Annotated in this window: 19 protein-coding genes and 1 tRNA gene; 6 read left to right on the top strand and 14 right to left on the bottom strand. The window is 58.9% G+C overall.

The features are described 5' to 3' along the window. Window positions 1–561: 561 nt before the first annotated feature. Window positions 562–646, top strand: a tRNA-Leu gene (locus tag LMG28727_RS21005). A gap of 265 nt (window positions 647–911) precedes the next feature. Here LMG28727_RS21005 and LMG28727_RS21000 read toward each other — a convergent pair. From LMG28727_RS21000 to cyoA, 5 genes are all read right to left on the bottom strand, one after another. After that, window positions 912–1,787, bottom strand: a complete 876-nt coding sequence (locus LMG28727_RS21000; protein ID WP_201644233.1) for a VOC family protein — start codon at window positions 1,785–1,787, stop codon at window positions 912–914. A gap of 197 nt (window positions 1,788–1,984) precedes the next feature. Then, entirely contained in the window at window positions 1,985–2,317 is a 333-nt protein-coding gene (gene cyoD, locus LMG28727_RS20995; protein WP_201644232.1) for a cytochrome o ubiquinol oxidase subunit IV, read from the bottom strand. Next, complete coding sequence (cyoC, locus tag LMG28727_RS20990; RefSeq protein WP_201644460.1) at window positions 2,318–2,926, bottom strand: cytochrome o ubiquinol oxidase subunit III; 609 nt, start codon at window positions 2,924–2,926, stop codon at window positions 2,318–2,320. Further along, on the bottom strand, window positions 2,926–4,911 hold the full coding sequence (gene cyoB / locus LMG28727_RS20985) for a cytochrome o ubiquinol oxidase subunit I (RefSeq protein WP_201644231.1): 1,986 nt from the start codon (window positions 4,909–4,911) through the stop codon (window positions 2,926–2,928). The genes cyoC and cyoB overlap by 1 nt, the downstream gene beginning before the upstream one ends. A gap of 3 nt (window positions 4,912–4,914) precedes the next feature. Next, the gene (gene cyoA, locus LMG28727_RS20980; RefSeq protein ID WP_201644459.1) at window positions 4,915–5,748 is read right to left on the bottom strand and encodes a ubiquinol oxidase subunit II; all 834 of its coding nucleotides are present in this window, start codon (window positions 5,746–5,748) and stop codon (window positions 4,915–4,917) included. A 503-nt stretch (window positions 5,749–6,251) separates the two neighbouring features. Between cyoA and LMG28727_RS20975 the strand changes: the two genes are divergently transcribed. Together LMG28727_RS20975 and LMG28727_RS20970 are read left to right on the top strand one after the other, a co-directional pair. Next, window positions 6,252–7,352 carry a lactonase family protein gene (locus LMG28727_RS20975; RefSeq protein ID WP_201644230.1) on the top strand — a complete coding sequence of 367 codons (1,101 nt, stop codon included), beginning with the start codon at window positions 6,252–6,254 and terminating at the stop codon, window positions 7,350–7,352. Between the two features lie 375 nt (window positions 7,353–7,727). Then, window positions 7,728–8,096 carry a hypothetical protein gene (locus LMG28727_RS20970; RefSeq protein WP_201644229.1) on the top strand — a complete coding sequence of 123 codons (369 nt, stop codon included), beginning with the start codon at window positions 7,728–7,730 and terminating at the stop codon, window positions 8,094–8,096. Between the two features lie 139 nt (window positions 8,097–8,235). On the opposite strand, the gene LMG28727_RS20965 is transcribed toward LMG28727_RS20970, so the two are convergent. Continuing rightward, window positions 8,236–8,583, bottom strand: a complete 348-nt coding sequence (locus LMG28727_RS20965; RefSeq protein WP_201644228.1) for a DUF4148 domain-containing protein — start codon at window positions 8,581–8,583, stop codon at window positions 8,236–8,238. A gap of 199 nt (window positions 8,584–8,782) precedes the next feature. Here LMG28727_RS20965 and LMG28727_RS20960 point away from each other — a divergent pair, with 199 nt between their 5' ends. Continuing rightward, a complete protein-coding gene (locus LMG28727_RS20960; RefSeq protein WP_201644227.1) occupies window positions 8,783–9,058 on the top strand; it encodes a GlsB/YeaQ/YmgE family stress response membrane protein in 276 nt (91 codons plus the stop codon). 107 nt (window positions 9,059–9,165) lie between these two features. Here the strand turns inward: LMG28727_RS20960 and LMG28727_RS20955 are convergent, their stop codons facing one another. Next, complete coding sequence (locus LMG28727_RS20955; RefSeq protein ID WP_201644226.1) at window positions 9,166–10,194, bottom strand: helix-turn-helix transcriptional regulator; 1,029 nt, start codon at window positions 10,192–10,194, stop codon at window positions 9,166–9,168. 235 nt (window positions 10,195–10,429) lie between these two features. Between LMG28727_RS20955 and LMG28727_RS20950 the strand changes: the two genes are divergently transcribed. Further along, the gene (locus tag LMG28727_RS20950; protein ID WP_201644225.1) at window positions 10,430–12,682 is read left to right on the top strand and encodes a beta-glucosidase family protein; all 2,253 of its coding nucleotides are present in this window, start codon (window positions 10,430–10,432) and stop codon (window positions 12,680–12,682) included. A gap of 159 nt (window positions 12,683–12,841) precedes the next feature. On the opposite strand, the gene argE is transcribed toward LMG28727_RS20950, so the two are convergent. From argE to LMG28727_RS20930, 4 genes are read right to left on the bottom strand one after another with little or no spacing between them, the layout of a single operon-like run. Further along, complete coding sequence (gene argE / locus LMG28727_RS20945; RefSeq protein ID WP_201644224.1) at window positions 12,842–14,017, bottom strand: acetylornithine deacetylase; 1,176 nt, start codon at window positions 14,015–14,017, stop codon at window positions 12,842–12,844. After that, window positions 14,010–14,687, bottom strand: coding sequence for a DUF1028 domain-containing protein (locus LMG28727_RS20940; protein ID WP_201644223.1), 678 nt, complete (start codon window positions 14,685–14,687; stop codon window positions 14,010–14,012). The genes argE and LMG28727_RS20940 overlap by 8 nt, the downstream gene beginning before the upstream one ends. A gap of 10 nt (window positions 14,688–14,697) precedes the next feature. Then, window positions 14,698–15,129 carry a RidA family protein gene (locus tag LMG28727_RS20935; RefSeq protein WP_201644222.1) on the bottom strand — a complete coding sequence of 144 codons (432 nt, stop codon included), beginning with the start codon at window positions 15,127–15,129 and terminating at the stop codon, window positions 14,698–14,700. Further along, the gene (locus LMG28727_RS20930; RefSeq protein WP_201644221.1) at window positions 15,129–16,484 is read right to left on the bottom strand and encodes a flavin-containing monooxygenase; all 1,356 of its coding nucleotides are present in this window, start codon (window positions 16,482–16,484) and stop codon (window positions 15,129–15,131) included. The genes LMG28727_RS20935 and LMG28727_RS20930 overlap by 1 nt, the downstream gene beginning before the upstream one ends. Before the next feature lie 256 nt (window positions 16,485–16,740). On the opposite strand from LMG28727_RS20930, the gene LMG28727_RS20925 reads away from it, so the two are divergent. Further along, window positions 16,741–17,664, top strand: a complete 924-nt coding sequence (locus LMG28727_RS20925; RefSeq protein WP_201644220.1) for a LysR family transcriptional regulator — start codon at window positions 16,741–16,743, stop codon at window positions 17,662–17,664. A gap of 91 nt (window positions 17,665–17,755) precedes the next feature. Here the strand turns inward: LMG28727_RS20925 and LMG28727_RS20920 are convergent, their stop codons facing one another. From LMG28727_RS20920 to LMG28727_RS20910, 3 genes are all read right to left on the bottom strand, one after another. Beyond that, on the bottom strand, window positions 17,756–19,165 hold the full coding sequence (locus LMG28727_RS20920; protein WP_201644219.1) for a purine-cytosine permease family protein: 1,410 nt from the start codon (window positions 19,163–19,165) through the stop codon (window positions 17,756–17,758). 244 nt (window positions 19,166–19,409) lie between these two features. Then, complete coding sequence (locus LMG28727_RS20915; RefSeq protein ID WP_201644218.1) at window positions 19,410–20,213, bottom strand: hypothetical protein; 804 nt, start codon at window positions 20,211–20,213, stop codon at window positions 19,410–19,412. 86 nt (window positions 20,214–20,299) lie between these two features. Next, entirely contained in the window at window positions 20,300–20,836 is a 537-nt protein-coding gene (locus LMG28727_RS20910) for a hypothetical protein (protein WP_201644217.1), read from the bottom strand. Window positions 20,837–20,933 lie beyond the last annotated feature (97 nt).

Raw genomic sequence — 20,933 nt, 5'->3', positions numbered from 1 at the left:
GGCCACTCAACGCGATTGAAATAGCATTGCAGGCAACCAGTATTGCAAATGCAGCAGCGATAGTGAGGGGCCTCTTCCTGATGAATCTGGCAGCGTCCGTCCATGCGTCCCGGACGCATTCCCAAAATGCTGTCGCTCCCATGCTTACCCCGCTCTCTGTTGTTAGAAGTATGGTTCGCTATTATTGTCCGGCGGTCGTCAGGCTTTAATCTCACGGGTTCACTTCACCTGAGACAACGCGATCGTCACAATAGCACTGTGTCGCAAGCCCTGGAACACGGGGTCCCAAGCCTTGGAGGGGGTGCAACTATCAAAGAAGAACCCCGGCCCTTTCCGCACCACATATCGCCCGTCACGCAATATTCACAAAAACGAATTTTGCCGTTACAATGGCGCCCCGTTGCTCAGGAAGCGAAATTAGTCGACGCATCATCTTGAGGGAATAGCGCCGAACGGCGTGCAGGTTATCCCTTTCGTAAGCGTTACAGAGCACGGTCTAAGCCCTGGAAGAATGGGGCTAGGCGAGACGAAGCGTCCGGGCGCATCCGGAATGAAGGCAATGCCGACGTGGTGAAATTGGTAGACACGCTATCTTGAGGGGGTAGTGGCGAAAGCTGTGCGAGTTCGAGTCTCGCCGTCGGCACCAGAATGTATCAATCAGTTCTCAACTTAGAACTGAGACGTGACTAGTTCACGCCGCAGCAAGACATATCTTCTTACCGTCTTTGACAATAGACGAGATCAGAGCGTGAAGCATGCTTCTCATTGCACAGCTCCCCTGATTTCGAATCACGCATCTATTGGTCAATCAATCTCCCGGCTGCACTCAATCTCGCGATTCGCGGTCGATCGACCGGTCGGTCGTCCTGGCACACGCCGACTAGCCGCACGAAGATTTGCTCACGGTTCGCCTAAAACAGTCCATAGCGCGAGTCTCCGCCCGCTTTGTAGTTCTGGTTGCTTTGGTCCGGATTCCGGTTCACTAACGGGCGCGCATAAAGCGGATGGCGCAAACTCCGCACTTCATGTTCAAGCTTGAAACACACATCGCCCGTTTCAACATCGACAATGTCGGCAAACCGGTATTGATAGGGTTCTCGCCCGTACACCAACCCCCGCTCGGATAACCAATCATGGGGCTGCGAGAAGTTCGACACGTAGACTTGAATGTGATGACCGTCGTATTGCGCGTCCGCATGAGGCGACTCGGCAAAAATAATCTGTTGGCGCGTCCCGACCGCGACTACGGCTTGTCGCGAGCCATCGACATCTCGCACGTCGACTGACGCATTGAACGCCTGTTGATAAAACGCGGCAATCCTGTGAGCGCAACCCGGCGGTATTTGAAGTTGAACGTAGGCGATACCAAGGTCGAGGCCGGCCCACGGCGCGCCGGCATCCAACGCATGTGGAAGCAGGCAGTCGTATCTGTTCCCCCAGGGACAGGTGACTTCCACGCGGTCCTGGTGCTCTGTCCAGCCGAATGCGGTGCCGTCGAGCGTAGCCCGAGCGGCGCTCAGGCGAGCCACCAGAGCGTCTCTCTCGCCCACAATCACCCCGACCCGGCCGCGTAGCAGTTGCGCGTCGCCGTGTGGCAAATGAATCTGCGAACGACCCACGTTAATCCACATATTGGTCACGCCGGTCATCATATAGGGGTCGCGGGTCAGCCCGAGAGCTGTGACGTAGAAGGCAGTGGCAAGCCGCTGATCCGGTATCGTCAGATTGACATGCTCAAGCAATACCAGATTGCCAACGTCTTGCTTCGCGTAATCGGAACGCAGCATCTGCTCACCCCGTTTTGATGGGTGCGCCGGACCGCACACCCTAGTCTTCAACTATACGCTCAGAACATCGTCAGATTCCAGGGGACGCATTAAAGCGGTCTTTCGATAACTCTGCCGCGTTGCAGGATGGCGTCCCGGACTCGCAACGCCTGCCACACCAGTTCCAGACGAAAAGCCGTTGCCGCAAAACAGCAGCACTAGCGCGACATCATGTTCATCGCGACGTTGTGCATGACCCACAGCGATCCGCCGACGAGGATCACCATTGTCATGACCGTGAAGCCAAAGGCCATCACATTCCAGCGTTGCGCCGACGACGTGCTCATGTGCAGGAAGAACACCAGATGCACCACGATCTGCACGACGGCCAAAGCGGAGATTGCCAGCAGTGCATGCTGACCGGTCAGCATGCCCGTCATGACAAAGCCAAACGCCGCTGCCGTCAGGATGACCGACAGCACAAAGCCCACCATATAACTGCCGGCTGTACCGTGACTCTCGCCTGCATGAGAAGAATGATGAAGGTCCATTTAAATCACACTCGCCAGATAGACAAACGTAAAGACACCGATCCATACGATGTCGAGAAAGTGCCAGAAGAGACTCAGGCACGTCAGCCGGCGAAGTTCGCGCTCGCCCAGTTCCGGTGCGCGGATCGCCTGAACGACGAGCACCGCCATCCAAACCAGACCCAGTGTGACGTGCAGCCCGTGCGTGCCGACTAGCGTAAAGAACGACGACAGGAACGCACTACGGTTAGGGCCTGCGCCAGCGGCAATCAGGTGCGAAAACTCCTGCATTTCCATCATGAGGAACGCCGCGCCGAGCACGAACGTCACCGCGAGCCAGCCAATCAGCACGCCTTTCTTGCGCCGGTTTGCACCGATCATAGCGAAACCGTATGTGATGCTGCTCAGCAGCAGCACTGCCGTTTCCATCGCGACACCGGGGATATCGAACAGCTCTTTGCCTGACGGCCCACCCGCGAACTGATGACTCATCACCGCGAATACGGCGAACAGCGACGCAAACACAATGCAGTCGGTCATCAGGTACAGCCAGAATCCAAACACCGAATGTGACGGGACATGGTCCGAGTCGCGCTGGTGCGCGCTAGCCCTCGCAGTTTTCTGCAACATCATTCAGTCTCCATCGCGAGGGTCCGCGCTGCGTGTCGCTCTTCGATCCGTTGGACGGTATCGGCCGAAATGTAATAGCCTTCGTTCTTGCCGAAGCTGTAGCCGATCACGGTCGCGAACACGCCGACCAGTCCGGCGATAGCGAGCCACCAGATGTGCCAGACCGCAGAGAAACCCACGATCAGGCTGAACACGCCGATGAAAAAACCGGCACTCGTATTCGACGGCATATGGATATCGCGATAGACCGGCGGCGGCACTTCGAGGTCGGGATGCGCCTTCATATCGGCGAATGCATCCAGCTCCCGCACGTGGGGAATGACGGCGAAGTTGTAGGCGGGCGGCGGCGAGCTGATCGACCATTCAAGCGTACGTCCATCCCATGGGTCGCCGGTCAGATCGCGGTTTTCCGGCAAATTGCGATCGCGAATACTCACGATCAGTTGCAACACCTGATGCACGACGCCAATCGCGATCAATACTGCACCGAATGCGGCGACGATCATGTAGGGCTGCCATGCAGGATTGCTGTAGTGATTCAAGCGGCGCGTCGCGCCCATGAAGCCAAGTACATAGAGCGGCATGAACGCAAAGTAAAAGCCCACCAGCCAGAACCAGAATGCGCGCTTGCCGAGCGTCTCATTCAGTTTGAAGCCGAATGCCTTCGGAAACCAGAACGTGAGCCCTGCCAGATAACCAAACACCACACCGCCAATAATCACGTTGTGAAAGTGGGCGATCAGGAAAAGACTGTTGTGCAGCACGAAGTCCGCGCCAGGAATGGCCATCATCACTCCGGTCATCCCTCCAATGACGAAGGTGATCATGAAGCCGATCGTCCACAGCACAGGCGAGGTGAACTCGAGACGCCCTTTGTAAATGGTGAATAGCCAGTTGAACACCTTCACACCGGTCGGAATCGCAATGACCATCGTCGCGATACCGAAAAACGCGTTGACGTCGGCACCGGAACCCATCGTAAAGAAATGGTGCAGCCAGACGAGAAGTGACAGAACCATGATCACGCACGATGCGTAGACCATTGTCCTGTAGCCAAACAAAGGCTTTTTCGCGAACGTCGCAATGATCTCTGAATAGATACCGAACGCGGGCAGCACCAGGATGTACACCTCGGGATGGCCCCATGCCCAGATCAGATTCAGATACAGCATCGCATTACCGCCGGCATCGTTCGTGAAGAAGTGCATGCCGAGATAACGATCGAGAGCAAGCAAGGCCAGCGTGGCTGCGAGAATCGGGAACGTTGCCAGGATCAGCACGTTGGAACACAGCGCGGTCCACGTGAACACCGGCATCTTCATCCATATCATGCCAGGCGCGCGCATCTTGACGATAGTGACGAAAAAATTCACCGCGGTGAGCAATGTGCCGATACCGGAGAGTTGCAAGCTCCACAGGTAATAGTCGACACCTACGCCGGGGCTGAACTGCAATTCGGACAGCGGCGGATACGCGAGCCAACCCACCTGCGCGAATTCCCCAATCACGAGAGAGAGGTTGATCAGGATCGCACTGATCGCGGTCATCCAGAAGCTCAACGAATTCAGGAAAGGGAATGCCAGGTCGCGCGAACCGATCTGCAATGGGACGATCAGGTTGAACAATCCGACCATGAATGCCATCGCCATGAAGAAGATCATGATGACGCCATGCGCGGTAAAGATCTGGTCGTAATGATGTGGCGGGAGATAGCCCGGGCTGTTCAATGCGACGGCGAGTTGCGCACGCATCATCACGGCATCGGCAAAGCCACGCACCAACATGATGAACGCAACGACAAGGTACATCACGCCAATCCGTTTGTGATCGACGGAAGTGAGCCACTCGGTCCACAAGTAGCGCCATTTGCCGAAATACGTAATCAGCCCGAGCACAGCGGCTGCAATCAAACCGATCACGCCGGCCGTCACCATGATGATCGGCTCGTGATACGGAATCGCGTCTAACGTGAGTTTTCCAAACATACGTTACCCCTTCACCGTACAGTTGGCGTTGCTGGGATCCATGAATTGACCATTGTTGTAGCGGGCGATGATGTTGTGAAACAGCTTCGGATCGACGGTCGAGAAATAGCCGACCGGTGCCTTCTGTTCAGGTTTCGACACGACGTTGTAGCGATTCATATCGAGGCGGTCTTTCGAAGCACGTACCTGCGCAACCCAGGCATCGAACTCCGCTGGCGACTTCGCCAGTGCGCGGAACTTCATATCCGAAAAGCCCTTGCCGCTGAAGTTCGCCGACATGCCGGCGAAGTCGCCAGACTCATTGGCAATCAGATGCAATTGCGTTTGCATGCCAGCCATCGCATAGACCTGACTGCCGAGTTGCGGAACGAAAAAGGAGTTCATCACCGAGTCGGATGTGATGACGAAATTGACTGGCGTTCCAACGGGGAATGCAATCTGGTTGACCGTCGCAATGCCGAGGTCCGGGTAAATGAACAGCCACTTCCAGTCGAGCGCGACAACCTCGATGTTGATGGGCTTCACCTCCGATTCGAGCGGCTTGTACGGATCCAGTTCGTGGGTCGTTTTCCACGTCAGCACCGCCAGGAACAGGATAATCAGACTCGGAATAGTCCAGATCACGACTTCAATCGCAGTCGAGTGCGCCCACCGTGGCCGGTACTCCGCTTGTGTATTGCTCGCCCGATATCGCCATGCGAACAGCAGGGTGAGCGCTATCACAGGTACGACGACAACCAGCATCGCCCACGTCGAGGTGGCGATCAACTGCTTCTCCGCCATACCAATACTGCCTTTAGGATCCAGCAGTTCCAGCTTGCATCCGGAAACAAGCATTAACGGTACAAGGTGAATCAGGCTCGATGTCCTGCGAAGAATTCGATTCTTCCAATCCCCGGACTTCACATCACTCTCCTTCACGAAATCAGTCGGCCATGCGTCAGACAACGTCCGAATGTTATGGGGTACGAGTACCCGCCTCCCTTGACGGACGTCAAAGGAGGCGGCGTGGGATGAGGACATGCGACGCTGGGTCGCGCTAGCAGCGCGAGCGTCTTCGAAGGCTTGTTCCTGGTCAATGTCCGACGTCCCCCGTCGATTCGCTCGCCACGCTTATTCTTTTCCCGATTTCGTGTAATCTGCCGTCAAACTGGCCGTCGTATAACAGTGGTTCAACGTGGCACGCGAAACGTATCGGTTCGACCTAGTCTCCTGACTGTCTCTCTGATCTTTGCCGCGACGATCTTGCTGGGAGGCGCGATCGGTGCCGCCACGCCACGCGGTGCCCGATCGGGTACACGGACCAGACAAATAAAACTATGTCTAACAGGAGAACGAATATGAACGCTAAACGCGTCGTGGGCGCAATCGCCATACTGTTCGCCAGTGTTTCGGTGACGAGTGCCTCGCAGGCTGCGACTTACGCATACGTATCGAATGCGGATAGCCAGGACATCTCTGTCTTCCAACTCGACAAGTCGAACGGCTCGCTGGCACCGGTGGAAACTGTCAATGTCGGCGGAACGGTCATGCCGATGGCACTTTCACCGGACCATCTGCGGCTTTATGCTGGCGTGCGCTCGAAGCCTTATCGCGTGGTGAGCTTTGCCGTCAATCCGCTCGACGGCCGCTTGATCGAACTGGGCAACGCCCCGCTCGCGGAGAGCATGGCGTATATCTCGACGGATGCAACCGGCCACTATCTCTTTTCCGCGTCGTACGGCGGCAATATGCTGGCAGTGAACCGGATCGGCGGCAATGGTGTGGTCGGCGACGTGCAGCAGACGATCAAGACTGGCCCAATGGCGCACGCGATCCGCACGGCGCCCGATAACCGCTACGTATTTGCGTCGGTACTCGGCTCGGACGCCTGGCTTCGCCTGAAGCTCGACGCATCGAATGGACAGTTGACCGAAGACGCCGCGCCCGCCTATTCATTGCCGCCGAAATCGGGACCGCGCCACTTCGTCTTTTCACCCGATCGTCGCTTTACCTACCTGATCGATGAACTCGACGGCAAACTGCACGTGCTCGCTTTCGACAGCACTCACGACACCGTCAAGCCGATCGATACGGTCTCCGTCCTGCCAGCCAATTTCGGCGCGGGCACGCCGTGGGGAGCCGACCTTCATCTGACTCCGGACGGCCACTTCCTGTATGTGTCGGAACGCACGTCGAGCACGCTCGCGGCGTATAAGGTCAACCCGTCGTCGGGCAAGCTGACGCGTATCGGCACCTACGAAACGGAAAAACAGCCGCGCGGCTTCAACATCGATCCGTCGGGCAAGTACCTGCTGGCGGTGGGCCAGTTGTCGACGAACCTGAGCGCTTATCGCATCGACGGTAAAACCGGCAAGCTGAGCGCGATCGGACAGTACCCGGTCGGCAAGGGGGCTAACTGGGTTGAAATCGTCGAGTTCAATGGGACCAACGGTAATTGAAGTTGGGCGCTGGGACAGCGTAGTAAGCCGACGAACCGGTCGCGCGGCATAAGGGCTCACGACATAAGGGCTCACGGCAAGAAGTCGTGCCGTGAGCCGGTAGCAATCAGGCAGCAATCAGGCAGCAATCAGGCGTTAGCAGGCAGTCCCGGCGGCTGGCCTCCCGCACCGCAGCACCGCTTGCGATGAGACGTCACTGTGCGCCAGGCCACATAACCCCTCTGGATCGCGACGTATATTTTGAAAACATCATAAAAAAGCGGCTACGTCAGGCAAATCATGACCGCCCCGCCGCGACCCGGTCGTCGCTCCTGGCGGACGAGTTCCGTCGCCTCACGAGCGAAGCGCTTGACACTGTTTCAGTGAAGGCTCGACATGAACCAACTCCTCGTCACCCTGCTTCTGATACCTGCCGCAACTGCGTTTGCGCAGGCAGCGGGATTCCCCGACGGCGCGACGACACCCAGCGCGGCCGACATCCAGCAACACATCACGGGCAAGGCATTCGATATCAAACTTGCTGACGGCAGCATGTGGCACGTGCAGTACGGCAGTGGCAGCGATTACGACTTCAAATCCAGCAAGGGATTCGCGGACCACGGTGACTGGAAAGCAGAGGACGGCAAGATCTGCAGTAAAGGCAGCAAGATTCCGTACTCATGCAGTGAGGTGCGCATGAAGGGAGACGATATGTATCTGAAGCGCGATAGCGGCGAAATCGTGCAATTCGTCGAAACGCATTGACGCAATCGCCTGTCAATTGGTCGTCGACGCGACCACCACGTGTCACACGTTGCGCTGCGACGAGCGCCTTGAGCGGCGGGTCTGTGTCGACAGCTCCATTGAAGTCAGATAGTCACTCCGAGTCCGCCGCAGCCGGCTTTTACTGTCCGCTGGCCTTCTTCTCGGCGTTCTGAATGTTGTCTGGATAATTACTCTGATTAGCGGTTGGCTTGTAGCCATTTTTTTCCAGCTTGTCCAATTCAGCGTTCTTCTGCGCTCGGTTCGCTGTCCGCCCCGCTTTACGCGTATCGCTCTGAGCCTGCTTGGTGGTTTGCGACGACTTGCCATTCGCCATTGAAGCTTCGGGTTGCGTGCTAGTCGGCGAAGTCAGCGCCGATGCGCCCGTGGGAGGACTGGCAGTCGATTGGCTAAAAGCCGAAGTCGCAAAACCCAGGCTGATAGCAGCAACGATGGCTAATGCATGAACCCGTCGATTGGCTTGGGCCATTTTTCTTCTCCCTTTGATGAACTGGATGCAACCAGAGGCCGCAAGGCGCGTGCCACTGCATCCGGTACGTAAGGGATAGGCATCTAACGACAATGACGCGCTTGCGAGGCCGGGAACAGCGCTTGCGTCTGTCCCCCGCACGCAGCGGCACTAGCATTCTTTTAAGCCGCTTATGTAATCAAAACCCAGGAGTAATGACATGGACCCGGTCTCGCACGGAATCATTTTTTGGCTGATCATTGGTGGCATTGCCGGCGCTTTGGCCGGGCGGATCGTTGATGGCGGCGGCTTCGGCATCCTTGTCGATATTATCGTCGGCATCGTCGGCGCCTTCATAGGCGGATGGCTGGGTGGGGTACTCGGACTCCACCTGGGCAGCGGCATTATCGGCTCGCTAATTACGGCTCTTATCGGCGCCATCATATTGCTGGCTATCGTGCGCCTCTTTAGCGGCGGTCGTGCTCGCTCGCTTTGACGCAAAGTAAGTCGTAACGTTTGATGGGGCGCGGTCTACAAGACGCGCCCTATCTCATCCAACCTTGGCCGAGCTGCCATGTATTTCGAGTCGGGACCGCACGCTGGTTAACCCATTCCAACCTGATGCTGATCGCGATAGCGAGCAGGCGGCACGCCGCAAGCCCGCGAGAAAAAGCGCGTAAATGCCGGCGTCGACCCGAAGCCCACGCGTTCACTCACTTCGGAAATCGGCATATGCGTGTGTGTGAGCAGATCGCGCGCCCGCTGCACTCGCGCCTGCATCAGTACCTCACTGAATGTAAGCTGTTCAGCCGCGAGTTTGCGCTGCAATGTCCAGCGTGTCATTGATAGCCGCTCACAGACGATTGCCTGAAGACTTTTCGGCTGGATATCCCCGGCATCGCCGCCCATGATGTCGCTCAAACACCGCTGGACGCTTGGCGAAAACAGCCCGAGTGCTCGTATCCGGTTGAGATCGTCGAGCGCTGCCGGATGATGAATGGCGGCAAGCGCCGCATTGTATCTGTCGAAAGGGCGATCGAGCGCCGACGACTGCAGCACCATCCTGTTACGCGGTTGATCGGTGCGCAACCCGACCCGTAACGAATCGGCCAGCCACTTTGCGCGAACCCCTTTTGAATCGGTCAACGTCACGTCGCGAATCCGCACCGACGGATCGTAAATGCGTGCCACCGCCGCGATAGTCGCAAAGTTTCCTAGCGCGCACACCGACGATCGTCCGTCACCTTCGAGTACATAGTCGAAGGCGATTGCATCGTCCTGCCCGCTCGGCAGCAACCAGTCGACGTTGCCAATCAGATCGCGATACTCGACGAACTGAAGCAGGGCTTCTCGCAAGGTCGCGCAATTGAACACCACGCCGGCCAGCTCGGGAAAAGGCATCAGGCAGAGGGACATATCGGCGATCGGCTCGGGCGGGTCAAAACACGTCGTGACCAGTTTCAGCATGCGTACATGCTTGTCGCCAGCGACCCGCGCATCGCTTGCGCAAATGGCGGCCTCATCAATATCCAGACTCGCACCGATCGTGCGCCAGTCGAGCCCGTTCTTCTCCGCTTCTGCAAACAGCAGCTTATAGAGGCGCGCCGAGACGGACTTATTCCGCAGATCCACGTTGCACTCCTCCCGTCTCCATCATCCTCGGGTTTTCCTGAGAAGCAGACGATCAAGTTCTGCTCCCGTTGGTCAATCGTCCCCGAAACGACAACCTTAGAATTTTCGCTTGTAAGAAATAGTTTGAAATAAATAGTACAGCAGGCGGTAAGCGGCGGGCAATCCGCAGTTTGCCGGGCTGATGCAATCGATCATTCCAAAAGCAGCACAAACACAGACAGGACGGAGCGAGACAATGAAAAGACTCACACTCATCAGTGCGTCGACCGCTATTGCATGCGGCGTTGGCGTGTTGATCGCCGCATGCGGCGGTCACGATGACAGCATTACGCTCACCGATCCGGACGCCATCGCCGACACGCGAGCGGCGGCGCTCGTGGGTCAACTGACGACCGACGAGAAGGTCCAGTTAGTTCACGGCACTGGCATCCCGAATGCGGGATTTGGCGGTCCGTTCCCGTCGGGCGTCAATGGGGCCGGTTATATCCCCGGCATTTCACGCCTGGGCATTCCCGCGCTGTCGATGGCCGACTCGGCCGGCGGTGTGAACGTCGCGAACTCCAATGCGACGGCGTTGCCGGCTCCTGTCGCGCTGGCCGCGAGCTGGGACCCGCTGCTCGCGAATGCTTATGGGGCGCGCATTGCAACCGAGTTGCGCGTGCTCGGGTATGGCGAAGGGTTGGGTGGTGGCGTGAACCTTACCCGCGAGCCGCGCGATGGCCGCACCTTCGAATACATGGGCGAGGACCCGGTGCTGAGCGGCACGCTAAGCGCGGCGCGCACGACCGGCACGCAGGCGCAGAAGGTGATCGCCACCATCAAGCACTATGCGATGAACGATCAGGAAACCAATCGCATGACGAGCAACTCGGTCGTCGACGAGCGCACGATGCGCGAGACCGAGCTGCTCGCGTTCGAACTCGGTGTCAAGCAAGGCCAGCCGGGCAACGTCATGTGCTCGTACAACCTGGTGAACGGCATCTACGCATGCGAAGACCCGTATCTGCTGACGTCGGTGCTCAAGACCGAATGGGGCTTCAAGGGTGTCGTCCAGTCGGACTGGACCGCAACGCATAGCACGGTCGCAGCAGCGCTGGCCGGTCTGGATGAGGAAGAACCCGGCGATGTCGGCGATACCTCTGCGCTCGGCTTTTCGCTTCCGTCGTATTTCAGCACTGGACTGAAGGCGGCTGTGACGGCGGGCAGCGTACCTATGTCGCGTCTGAACGACATGGTCCAGCGCAAGCTGCGCACGATGATCCGCTACGGTGTGTTCGATTCGCCACCCACGCCGGGCGGCGCCGTCGACCAGGCCGCAGGCAATGCGTTCGCGCTGCAGACCGCGCAACAGTCAGCCGTGTTGCTGAAGAACGCAACGCCCGCCAATGCCTCTGCGCCTGTGCTTCCGCTGAGCGCGGCGTCGCTGTCGTCGATCGTGGTGATCGGTGGGCATGCGGACGTCGGCGTGATATCGGGCGGCGGCTCGGGTGCCGTGCCGGCTGCTGCAGGCAACGCGGTGTCGGGCTGCACGAGCAGTTCACCGCTACTCTCGACCTGCGCGACCTGGTACAAGTCGTCGCCTCTGACGGCGATCAAGGCGAAGGCGCCGTCCGCGACAGTCAGTTACGTCGACGGCACCGATGCCAATGCCGCTGCGACCGCAGCCGCGCAAGCCGATGTCGCGATCGTGTTCGCCACGCAATGGGAAACCGAAGGAGCCGACCTCACGACGCTGGGCCTGCCGAGCAATACAACCGATACGTTCAATCAGACTTACGACCAGAATGCGCTGATTACCGCCGTGGCTGCCAAGGCGAAGCGCGTGATCGTCGTGCTCGAAAACGGCAGTCCGGTGCTGATGCCGTGGCTCGGCAATGTGCACGGCGTACTCGAAAGCTGGTACCCCGGCGTGCAAGGCGGTCAGGCGATTGCCGACCTGCTGTTCGGCGATATCAATCCGTCCGGGAAATTGCCGATCACGTTCCCGCAGCAGGATTCGGACTTGCCGCAAGCAACCATCTCGCCGTCCGATACGACGGTCAACTATAGCGAAGGCCTGATGATGGGCTACCGCTGGTACGACGCGAAGCAGATTCAGCCGCTGTTCCCATTCGGCTTCGGGCTGTCGTACACGACGTATGCGTATTCCGGCATCAGCGCCCACGCTGACGGATCGGGCAACGTGACGGTGACCTTTACGGTGAAGAATACGGGCTCGCGTGCAGGCGCCGAGGCCGCGCAGGTCTATGCCAAATTGCCGTCGGGACTTGGCGAGCCGCCGCAACGCCTGGTCGGCTGGCAAAAGGTCTCGCTGCAGCCGGGGCAGTCGCAACAGGTCAGCGTCTCGGTGCCGGCCAAGCTGCTGTCCACGTGGGACGCGGCGAACCATAAGTGGAAACTTAACGCCGGCGCTTATGGGCTGGTGGCTGGCGCGTCGTCGCGTGACGCGAATGCGCTGACCACGTCGGTATCGCTCGCGGGGCAATAAAGCAACCGTGCGGCGCGATGATCACACGCGATCATCGCGCCGCCTCTGCCGTTGTTTGACAGGCGGCGCAACCGGGTGGCGCAAGCGACGCTAACGGTGCTTTCCGCGCCCCCTCAGCGTTGATGCAGGTGCCGACAATGTCGGCTCACCGCGACCGGTTCAACGCACAGTTGAACCTTCATTGCCCAGGTAGTCAGCCAGACCAATCAGCATCGCGTCGCATCGATTCAGTTGATCGACGGTGATGAACTCATCAGGCTTATGACCCTGATCCATGCTGCCGGGCCCACATACAACGGTGGGAATACCCGCTTGAGTGAACAACCCGCCTTCAGTACCGAACGCCACGGTGCCGAAATCGTCAGATTTGCTCAGCAATGCGAGCAACCTCGCCGCATCGCTATCCGGCGAGGTTGCAAGACCCGGGTACGCGTTCAGCGGCTGCATGCGGATATCCGTTTCGGCATGCACCGAGCGCATTTTTGGCAGCAATTCTGAATCGGCAAAAGCTTGCAGCCGGTCCGCAACGCTAGCGGCATCGAAGCCCGGCACCGAGCGCACCTCGAAATCGAATTCGCATTCAGCCGGCACGATGTTCAATGCACGTCCTCCTTTGATAACGCCCGTTTGCACCGTCGAGAATGGCGGGTCGAAACGCTTGTCGTGATGCTCCGGCCGCGCGAGCTCGTCGCCGATCGCTTCGAGCTGGTTGATGAGCCGCGCCGCATACTGAATCGCATTGACGCCAGACGGCGCATACGCAGAGTGACACGCTGCCCCTTTTACATGGCAGCGCATTGCAAGCTTGCCTTTGTGACCGAGCACAGGCTTGAGTTCGGTGGGCTCGCCAATCACGCACAGTCGCGGCTTGTGTGCGCGTTCCTGCAGATCGGCCAGCATGGAGCGCACGCCGAGGCACCCCACTTCCTCGTCATAGGAAAACGCGAGATGCACCGGCAGTTGCAATTTGCGCTCGACGAAAAGCGGCACAGCCGCCAGCACCGACGCCAGATACCCTTTCATGTCCGCGGTGCCGCGCCCATAGAGCCGTCCGTCCTTTTCGGTGAGGCGGAACGGGTCGACGGTCCACGCCTGGCCGTCCACCGGCACGACGTCGGTATGGCCCGACAGCACGACGCCGCCTCGATCGCGTGGTCCGATCGTCGCAAAGAGATTCGCCTTGGTGCGCTCGGCGTTGTGAAACAACTCGCTCTCGACGCCAAGATCCGCGAGGTACTGCTGCACGAACGTAATAAGTTCGAGATTGGAATCGCGGCTGACGGTCGCGAAACCAATCAGCCGGTCAAGCAGATCACGGCTCGACAATTCACTCATCACCGGGCACTCCGTAGCTGGGCGCGGCAGTCGGATTCAGCGCGCGAGTCACATAGTCGTTCATTTGCGGGCGGTACGCCTGCCAAAGCGCGTCCAGACGGCCGATCGGATCGTCGTCGGCCCAATCGACGCGCAGGTCGACAATCGGCCATACCGTTGTGTCGACAATCTTGAGCGCCGCCGAGTGCACCGGCCCCGCTTCGCCGCCGGCCTTCATCGCAGCGTGCATCGCCGCGAGAAGCCGGTCCGCCAGAATGCCTTCCGATGCCTCGAACGCTTTTGCCATCGCGTCGATCACCTGTTTCCCCGCCAGCATATTGCCTGCTGCAACGCACTGACTTCCTGCGACGGCGTTGTGCAGGCCAAGCGCCTGATCGCCGGTGAACATCGCCGTACGCCCCTGACTATCGATCACTGTCACCTGACGATAGGCGCTCCATTCGTCCGACTCCAGCGCCGCGTGGAGCGCCGCCTCGCACGCATGCTGGCGCGCGTCGAGCAGATCCAGAATCTGCGGGCCGAGCGCGGGCAGCGTGACGTTTTGCGTGGCGACTGCGCCGACGCCCGCGCGCACCCACGGACAGCGCGCGCCCACCGAAATGCTCGACGAACTGATGGCGATACCCAACTGCCCGGTCTGCTGGCAACGTCCGACGATCGAGAATGTCATGAGCTTTCCTTTAAGCGTTGGGCGGCGTCCAGCCGTCGGGAATCACGGCGATCACATCGATCTCCATCAACCACTGCGGCTGGCCGAGCGCGCTGATGCAGAGCCCGGTCGAAATCGGAAACACGCCCTTCAGCCATTTGCCGACCACCTGATACACCGGCTCACGATAACGCGGATCGATGATGTACGTGGTCGTCTTGACGATATGCGACAGGTCGCTGCCCGCTTCTTCGAGCAGCTGCTTGACGTTTTTCATCGCCTGATCGGCCTGTGCGGCCGGGTCCCCCAGTCCGACGAGATTGCCGTCGAAGTCCGTGCCGATCTGGCCGCGCACATACACGGTATTGCCGGCGCGTACCGCCTGGCACAGGTCGTTATCGAGAGACTGGTTCGGATACGTGTCCTTCGTATTGAACATGCGGATGCGGGTATGGGTCGGCATCAGTTCACTCCTACTTCGTTGTCGTGGTCGGCTTGCGTCGTGTTTCGCGCAAGATGGGTGTCTTTGGCCTGCGCGCGTGGCGCATCGTCGGCGCGCTGCGATGCGTCGCGATAGTCGAGATATTTGCGCTGCGTGACGATGTGGTCGGCGACGTGTTTCGCGTCATGCCACACGCCCCAGATGAACGACGAACCGCGTCGCGACAACCATGGCAGCCCGAGAAAATAGATGCCGGGTTCTGTCGATACGCCGCGCTGATGCCTGGGCTTGCCCTTCTCGTCGAATGCATCGACGTGCAGCCAGCTGTAGTCGACGGCATAGCCGGTCGCCCAGATAATGGTGCTGACGTTCGCTTCTTTCAGATCGAGTTCGTGCAGCGGACGGGTGACGCATTCAGGATCGGCGGGAATGAAGCGTGCGGTGGGATCGTCAGGCAAATCGAGCCCATTGCGTTCGACATACGCATCGGCCGCATCGAGCAGCGCGAACAGGTTGTGATCCCCGCGCTTCAGGTTGTCGACCAGATCCTGTTCGAACGTCACGACGCCCTGGTCGAACGCCCTGGTCAGGCCAACCAGCGTGATCCCTTCATGCGCCAGCCGGCGAAAGTCGATCGTCTGCCCACCGTAGGCGCCGCTCACTGCGATCGTCACGTGCTCGCGTCCCGGGCCGGCAACCTCTTTGTCCCATTCACCGAGCACGCCGAGCCACCAGCAGAAGTCGCGGTTGCGATACGCGCGCGGCGGCCGGTCGTGTGCGCCAACCGACAGGTAGACGGTGCGGCCCGCGCGGTTCAGTTCGTCGGCGATCTGCGTGCCCGACGAACCTGCGCCCACGACCAGCACCGCGCCTGCGGGCAGTTGATCCGGGTTCCGGTAATCGGCCGAATGCAGTTGTGTGATCGCTGCATCGTCCGGGGCGATCGGCGGAATCACCGGGCGCTGGAAAGGTCCGGTTGCAACCACGACACGATTGGCGTCGAATGTACCGTTCGACGTTTCAACGACAAAGCCCGGACGCCCCGTTTGACGCGCCACGCTTTTGACTTCCACTCCGGTACGGATCGGTGCGTTGAATTTCCTTGCATAGGCGACGAAGTAGTCCGCCACCTGTTCCTTGCCGGCGAATGCATCTGCGTCGAGCCCTTCGAATTCCATGCCGGGAAACCGGTCATGCCAGGCAGGGCCGTTAGCAACCAGCGAATCCCAGCGACCTGTGCGCCACCGCTCCGCGATGCGGTCGCGTTCAAGCACGAGATGCGGGACGCCGAGTTTGCCGAGATGTTCGCTTATCGCTACGCCAGCCTGACCGGCGCCTACAACAAGCGTATCGATCGAGATTGTTTCAGCCTTCATTGGCTGTCTCCTTTTAAAGCAGTCCGATTCGAAACCAATGCTCCGGTGAATGCCAGTCCGGAGCGCGTCGCCACCGCCAGTCAGCGCTCCGGATGGAAGTGCATCACCGTCTTCACGGTCATGACCGAACAAAATGTACGCTTCGCCTGCACCAAACAAAAATACATTCAAAAAATGCCTTGCATTGTTTTTAGCTATGCAATCAGGTCAAACAGGCGCAAAATTCCAGACGGCTCAATCAGCGTCGGGAAATCAGATGGAAGGTCATTCGGTACGATATTCGTTGCGCCAGTTGCGCTACTTCGTCGTGACAGCAGAGACACTGTCATTCACCGCAGCCGCCAAACGGCTGCATATTTCGCAGCCGTCCATCTCGACGGCGCTTGCCGATCTGGAAGATCTGTTCGGCGTGCAGTTGTTCATCCGGCACCATGCAAGCGGTCTGTCGCTCACGCAGTCGGGGCGGGATCTGCTTGGCCATGCACGCAATCTGCTGAAGAACGCGGAAGAACTGCAATTGACGGCTCGGGAACTGGATGGCGGAATGTCCGGCACCATTTCTCTCGGATGCATGGTGTCGCTCGCGCCGCCGTTGTTGCCCGGCATCATCAGCCGCTTCGTTCAGGACCATCCGTCCATCACGTTCCGGACGACCGAAGCTCATCAAGACACGTTGCTGAGCGGTCTGGTGGACGGCTCGCTGGACATCGCGCTCACCTACAGTCTCGACATCATTGAAGGTATTAGCTTCACGCCGTTGCTGTCGCTGCCGCCCTACGCCATTCTTCCCAGCATGCACAAGCTTGCCCGGGCGCGCCGGATCTCGCTGGCAGATCTGCTGCCTGAGCCCTATGTGATGCTCGATCTACCACATAGCCGTGAATACTTCTCCGCACTTTTCGACGCCGTAGGAAGCCGGCCGGTCGCTGCCTTCCGGTCGTCGCAACCGGAGGTCGTGCGTGGCATGGTGGCTAACGGGCTGGGCTACAGCATCCTGAATTTTCCGCTCAAGTCGAACCTCACCGTCGATGGCAAGGATTTCGTCGTCAAACGGTTCAAGGAAGACGTCACCGCGACGACGCTCGGCATTGCGATGTCCAGTGCGATGAAGCCGCGAGAAGTCGTGAAGCGTTTTTCAACGTTCTGCGAGACCTATATCCGGCGGCTGCATATCGAATGACGGTAGCTGGAACGACGAAGCCAGGCTGCAACGGATTGCACGCCCGGCTTCGTTCGAACTCACTTGCGAATTGACTGCGTGGAGTCGCTGCTTACTGCGCAGTGGTAGCCGCCGGACTCTGGCGACGGCGATACGCGGTGTCGCGACTCGCCAGCCACAAATAGAGCGGCGTAGTCACGATAATGCCGACGAGCCATGAAAGATCGGCGCCATCCAGATGCGATGAGAACGATCCGACGTAGATCGGCGTGTTCATGAACGGGATCTGCACCACAATGCCGACGGCATACGCAATGAGCGCCTGCGGATTGAAGCGGCCATAGATGCCGCCGTCAACGCGGAAAATCGAATCCACATCGTATTGGCCCTTGTGGATCACATAAAAGTCGATCAGATTGATTGCGGTCCACGGCACCAGCACGACGAGCAGGGCGAGGACGAGATCGACGAAATGTCCGATAAAGTCTTTGGACGCACCGACCGCCGCGAATGAACAGGCAACGAGAATAATGATGGACAGAACTGCGCGCGCTCTCGCGGTCGGAATCCAGCGGTACGCGAAGGTCTGCAGCGACGTGATCACCGCGAGCACCGCGCCGTACAGGTTGAGTGCGTTGTGACTGATCACGCTCAACAGAAACAGCACCAGCATGACGGGACCGATCGTACCGGTCGACGCTTTGACCGCGTCCATCGTATCCATGCCTGCGGGCACAGCAAGCACCGCCACTGCCCCGAATACGAACGCAAGCGTCGAGCCCAGCGTGCAGCCCAGATAGGTGGCCCAGAAGGTCCGTGCGACGCCCACATCCGCCGGCAGATAACGCGAATAGTCCGACACATAGGGAGCAAACGCGATTTGCCACAATGCCGACAGCGATACCGTTGCGAGCCAGCCTGCGAAATTAAAGCCGCCGCGCGTCAGGAAGTCCGGTGATTGCACGTGCGTCGCGATATAGCCGAAGCCGATCACGAGACCAATGCCGAGTACCCAGGTCCCTATACGGTTGAGAATGTGGATGAACCGATAGCCAATAATTCCGATCAGCCCTGAGCCCACCGCACCGATCACGATTCCGACTGGAACAGGAATGGAAGATTCGACGCCATGCAGGGATTTACCGGCCAGCACGATGTTCGACGCAAAGAACCCCACATACATGATGCCCGCGATCACGGTCACGAGAAGCGCACCCCACGAACCGAACTGGGCACGGCTTTGAATCATCTGCGGAATACCCATCTGCGGACCTTGCGCCGAATGCAAAGCCATCAGAATGCCGCCGAGGGCCTGTCCCACGACAATCGCAACAATGCCCCAGAACAGGTTCAGATGATAGATCTGAACGCCAAGCGCTCCCGTGACGATAGGTAGCGGAGCGATATTGCCGCCGAACCAAAGCGTGAACAGGTCGCGCACCTTGCCATGCCGTTCGTTCCTCGGCACATAGCCGATCGTATGCTTTTCGATCAGAGGAACCGCACTGCGGTCGTTAGTCATGCCTGTCTCCAGTGTCCGTATCGCTCTGCGTACGTCAGAGGTTGATCAACTGGGCGAAGACAGACTCGGATGACTATCTTGCACCCCCTAGCGATCCGAATTTACTGAGGTCAATTTTTCTTAGCCAACACTGTTTACCGATTCTTTGCATAAGAAAAAACTATCCTGAGGAAGATGACTGAAGATCCAGTCGCGCTCCGGAACCGGACAAGGATCACTGAAGGGAGGTGTCACGAAGCCCAGCTCAGGTTCCCGCACCCTCTGGTTTGGGGCTTCTCACTTCGGCAAAACGGCCTTGTACCGAGGCGAGTTGGTCGTCGGTGGTCGCCACAAGCCACGAGCGCGCGTGTTCCGCGATCTGGCGATTGTGGTCTTTCAGTGGGCCCATTGCGGCAGCGGATTTCCAGACCACGGGTCCGGCCCGGCTGCTTCTGCCGGACGGCGCACCCACCAGCAGGCAGTACGGCCCAAGAGGAAGCGAGACAAACGGAAGCGCAGGACTAGCGCGTACGCGCCAGTCGATAAACGGCGCCTCGCTGATGAGCAGCGGCGCAGGCAGGCCGTAAAGCACACTGAAATCGTACAGCGCCAATTGCTCGCGCATACCCACGTAGATTCGCCGGATATCGTCGACAACCGCGGCGCGGATTTCATCCTCGAACATGGGTTCCTGCGCATAGCGTGCGAGCGCCTGCTGCGCGGTCAACTGATACGCGCTGAACAGACCCAGTTCCACGCAGTCCAACACCGCGCGCTGAACCTCCGCCAGCGTGCCGGCTTCGTCGGGTTTGCCCAACTGCGCTGCCCTCAAGAATCGCGCGAGTCCTGCCTCCTGAATCGCGGGACCTTCTACTGACGGATCGTCGTCAGCATCCTTGTCGAGCGGCACATAAATGTATTCTTCGGCTGCGAAGCGAGATTTCTTGCCTTCGTCGAATTTGATTTCGCCGTCGGTGCAATCCAGATAGCGAGTGCCAATCCGTCCATGCTCCCAAATCCAGTTCTTCAGAAGCGGACGAAGCGGATGCAGTTTGTCGTGCGTTGTCATTGAAGCCTCCAGGTGTCCCAGTATAGATCGACCCGTGGCTTCTTCTGCTGGAGTGGGACATGGCATCGAAAACAGCAGGATGCCAGCTACATTTTGCTCATGTCATGACTGACGGAAAGGCCAACCCGCCGGGCGACCCACGGCTGCGCGCGTAGCAGCAGGTAGAAGGCGGCAACATGGGTAATCGCCAGCAAAGGCACGTAGATAACTGGGATCGCGTACGCAGCGCCCAATTCTCCCGCGCGCGCTGGAAGGCCGGCCTGGATCGCGTGGTAGTAGTCGGCGATGAGGTCGGTCGCTCCCACCACGTTGAAGGCTACGACGAACAACCAGAACAGCGGACGTATCCGCGCAGAGAGGAGCGCGAGCAGCGCCAGAACTCCCGTTGTGAAGTCACCGTACGCGGCAGGCCCGGCAAAGCTCGCAGGCAGGTGTGTGCCGACCACGCCAGGCAGAATGAAGACCAGGCCGAAGAAACGGAAGCTGTGAAACGTAGCGATCGCGCGGTGTGCTTCGAATGAATCCATCGATTTGAGTCGGGGCCAGACGTATGCGCGAAAGCAAAGCAGCCACGCGACGTACCCCAGAGCGAGATGCAATGGGAAGAGAACTTCCGGTGGCATGTTGCCTCCTGTCACGTGTGATTCCGCTTACTGAAGAGAAGAAAGATGATCGGCCGGTGCGACCATTCGTCGGTAGGCGTAGGTGTACCATGGCCTC

Source organism: Paraburkholderia metrosideri (genome assembly GCF_904848625.1).
GTDB lineage: Bacteria > Pseudomonadota > Gammaproteobacteria > Burkholderiales > Burkholderiaceae > Paraburkholderia > Paraburkholderia metrosideri.
This window is presented reverse-complemented; position numbering and strand designations above follow the sequence as displayed.

Excerpts from the sequence above, each read along its gene's own strand:
- LMG28727_RS21000 (WP_201644233.1), bottom strand. The coding sequence starts at position 1,787 with ATGCTGCGTTCCGATTACGCGAAGCAAGACGTTGGCAATCTGGTATTG.
- cyoD (WP_201644232.1), bottom strand. The coding sequence starts at position 2,317 with ATGGACCTTCATCATTCTTCTCATGCAGGCGAGAGTCACGGTACAGCC.
- cyoC (WP_201644460.1), bottom strand. The coding sequence starts at position 2,926 with ATGTTGCAGAAAACTGCGAGGGCTAGCGCGCACCAGCGCGACTCGGAC.
- cyoB (WP_201644231.1), bottom strand. The coding sequence starts at position 4,911 with ATGTTTGGAAAACTCACGTTAGACGCGATTCCGTATCACGAGCCGATC.
- cyoA (WP_201644459.1), bottom strand. The coding sequence starts at position 5,748 with ATGCTTGTTTCCGGATGCAAGCTGGAACTGCTGGATCCTAAAGGCAGT.
- LMG28727_RS20975 (WP_201644230.1), top strand. The coding sequence starts at position 6,252 with ATGAACGCTAAACGCGTCGTGGGCGCAATCGCCATACTGTTCGCCAGT.
- LMG28727_RS20970 (WP_201644229.1), top strand. The coding sequence starts at position 7,728 with ATGAACCAACTCCTCGTCACCCTGCTTCTGATACCTGCCGCAACTGCG.
- LMG28727_RS20965 (WP_201644228.1), bottom strand. The coding sequence starts at position 8,583 with ATGGCCCAAGCCAATCGACGGGTTCATGCATTAGCCATCGTTGCTGCT.
- LMG28727_RS20960 (WP_201644227.1), top strand. The coding sequence starts at position 8,783 with ATGGACCCGGTCTCGCACGGAATCATTTTTTGGCTGATCATTGGTGGC.
- LMG28727_RS20950 (WP_201644225.1), top strand. The coding sequence starts at position 10,430 with ATGAAAAGACTCACACTCATCAGTGCGTCGACCGCTATTGCATGCGGC.
- argE (WP_201644224.1), bottom strand. The coding sequence starts at position 14,017 with ATGAGTGAATTGTCGAGCCGTGATCTGCTTGACCGGCTGATTGGTTTC.
- LMG28727_RS20940 (WP_201644223.1), bottom strand. The coding sequence starts at position 14,687 with ATGACATTCTCGATCGTCGGACGTTGCCAGCAGACCGGGCAGTTGGGT.
- LMG28727_RS20935 (WP_201644222.1), bottom strand. The coding sequence starts at position 15,129 with ATGCCGACCCATACCCGCATCCGCATGTTCAATACGAAGGACACGTAT.
- LMG28727_RS20930 (WP_201644221.1), bottom strand. The coding sequence starts at position 16,484 with ATGAAGGCTGAAACAATCTCGATCGATACGCTTGTTGTAGGCGCCGGT.
- LMG28727_RS20925 (WP_201644220.1), top strand. The coding sequence starts at position 16,741 with ATGGAAGGTCATTCGGTACGATATTCGTTGCGCCAGTTGCGCTACTTC.
- LMG28727_RS20920 (WP_201644219.1), bottom strand. The coding sequence starts at position 19,165 with ATGACTAACGACCGCAGTGCGGTTCCTCTGATCGAAAAGCATACGATC.
- LMG28727_RS20915 (WP_201644218.1), bottom strand. The coding sequence starts at position 20,213 with ATGACAACGCACGACAAACTGCATCCGCTTCGTCCGCTTCTGAAGAAC.
- LMG28727_RS20910 (WP_201644217.1), bottom strand. The coding sequence starts at position 20,836 with ATGCCACCGGAAGTTCTCTTCCCATTGCATCTCGCTCTGGGGTACGTC.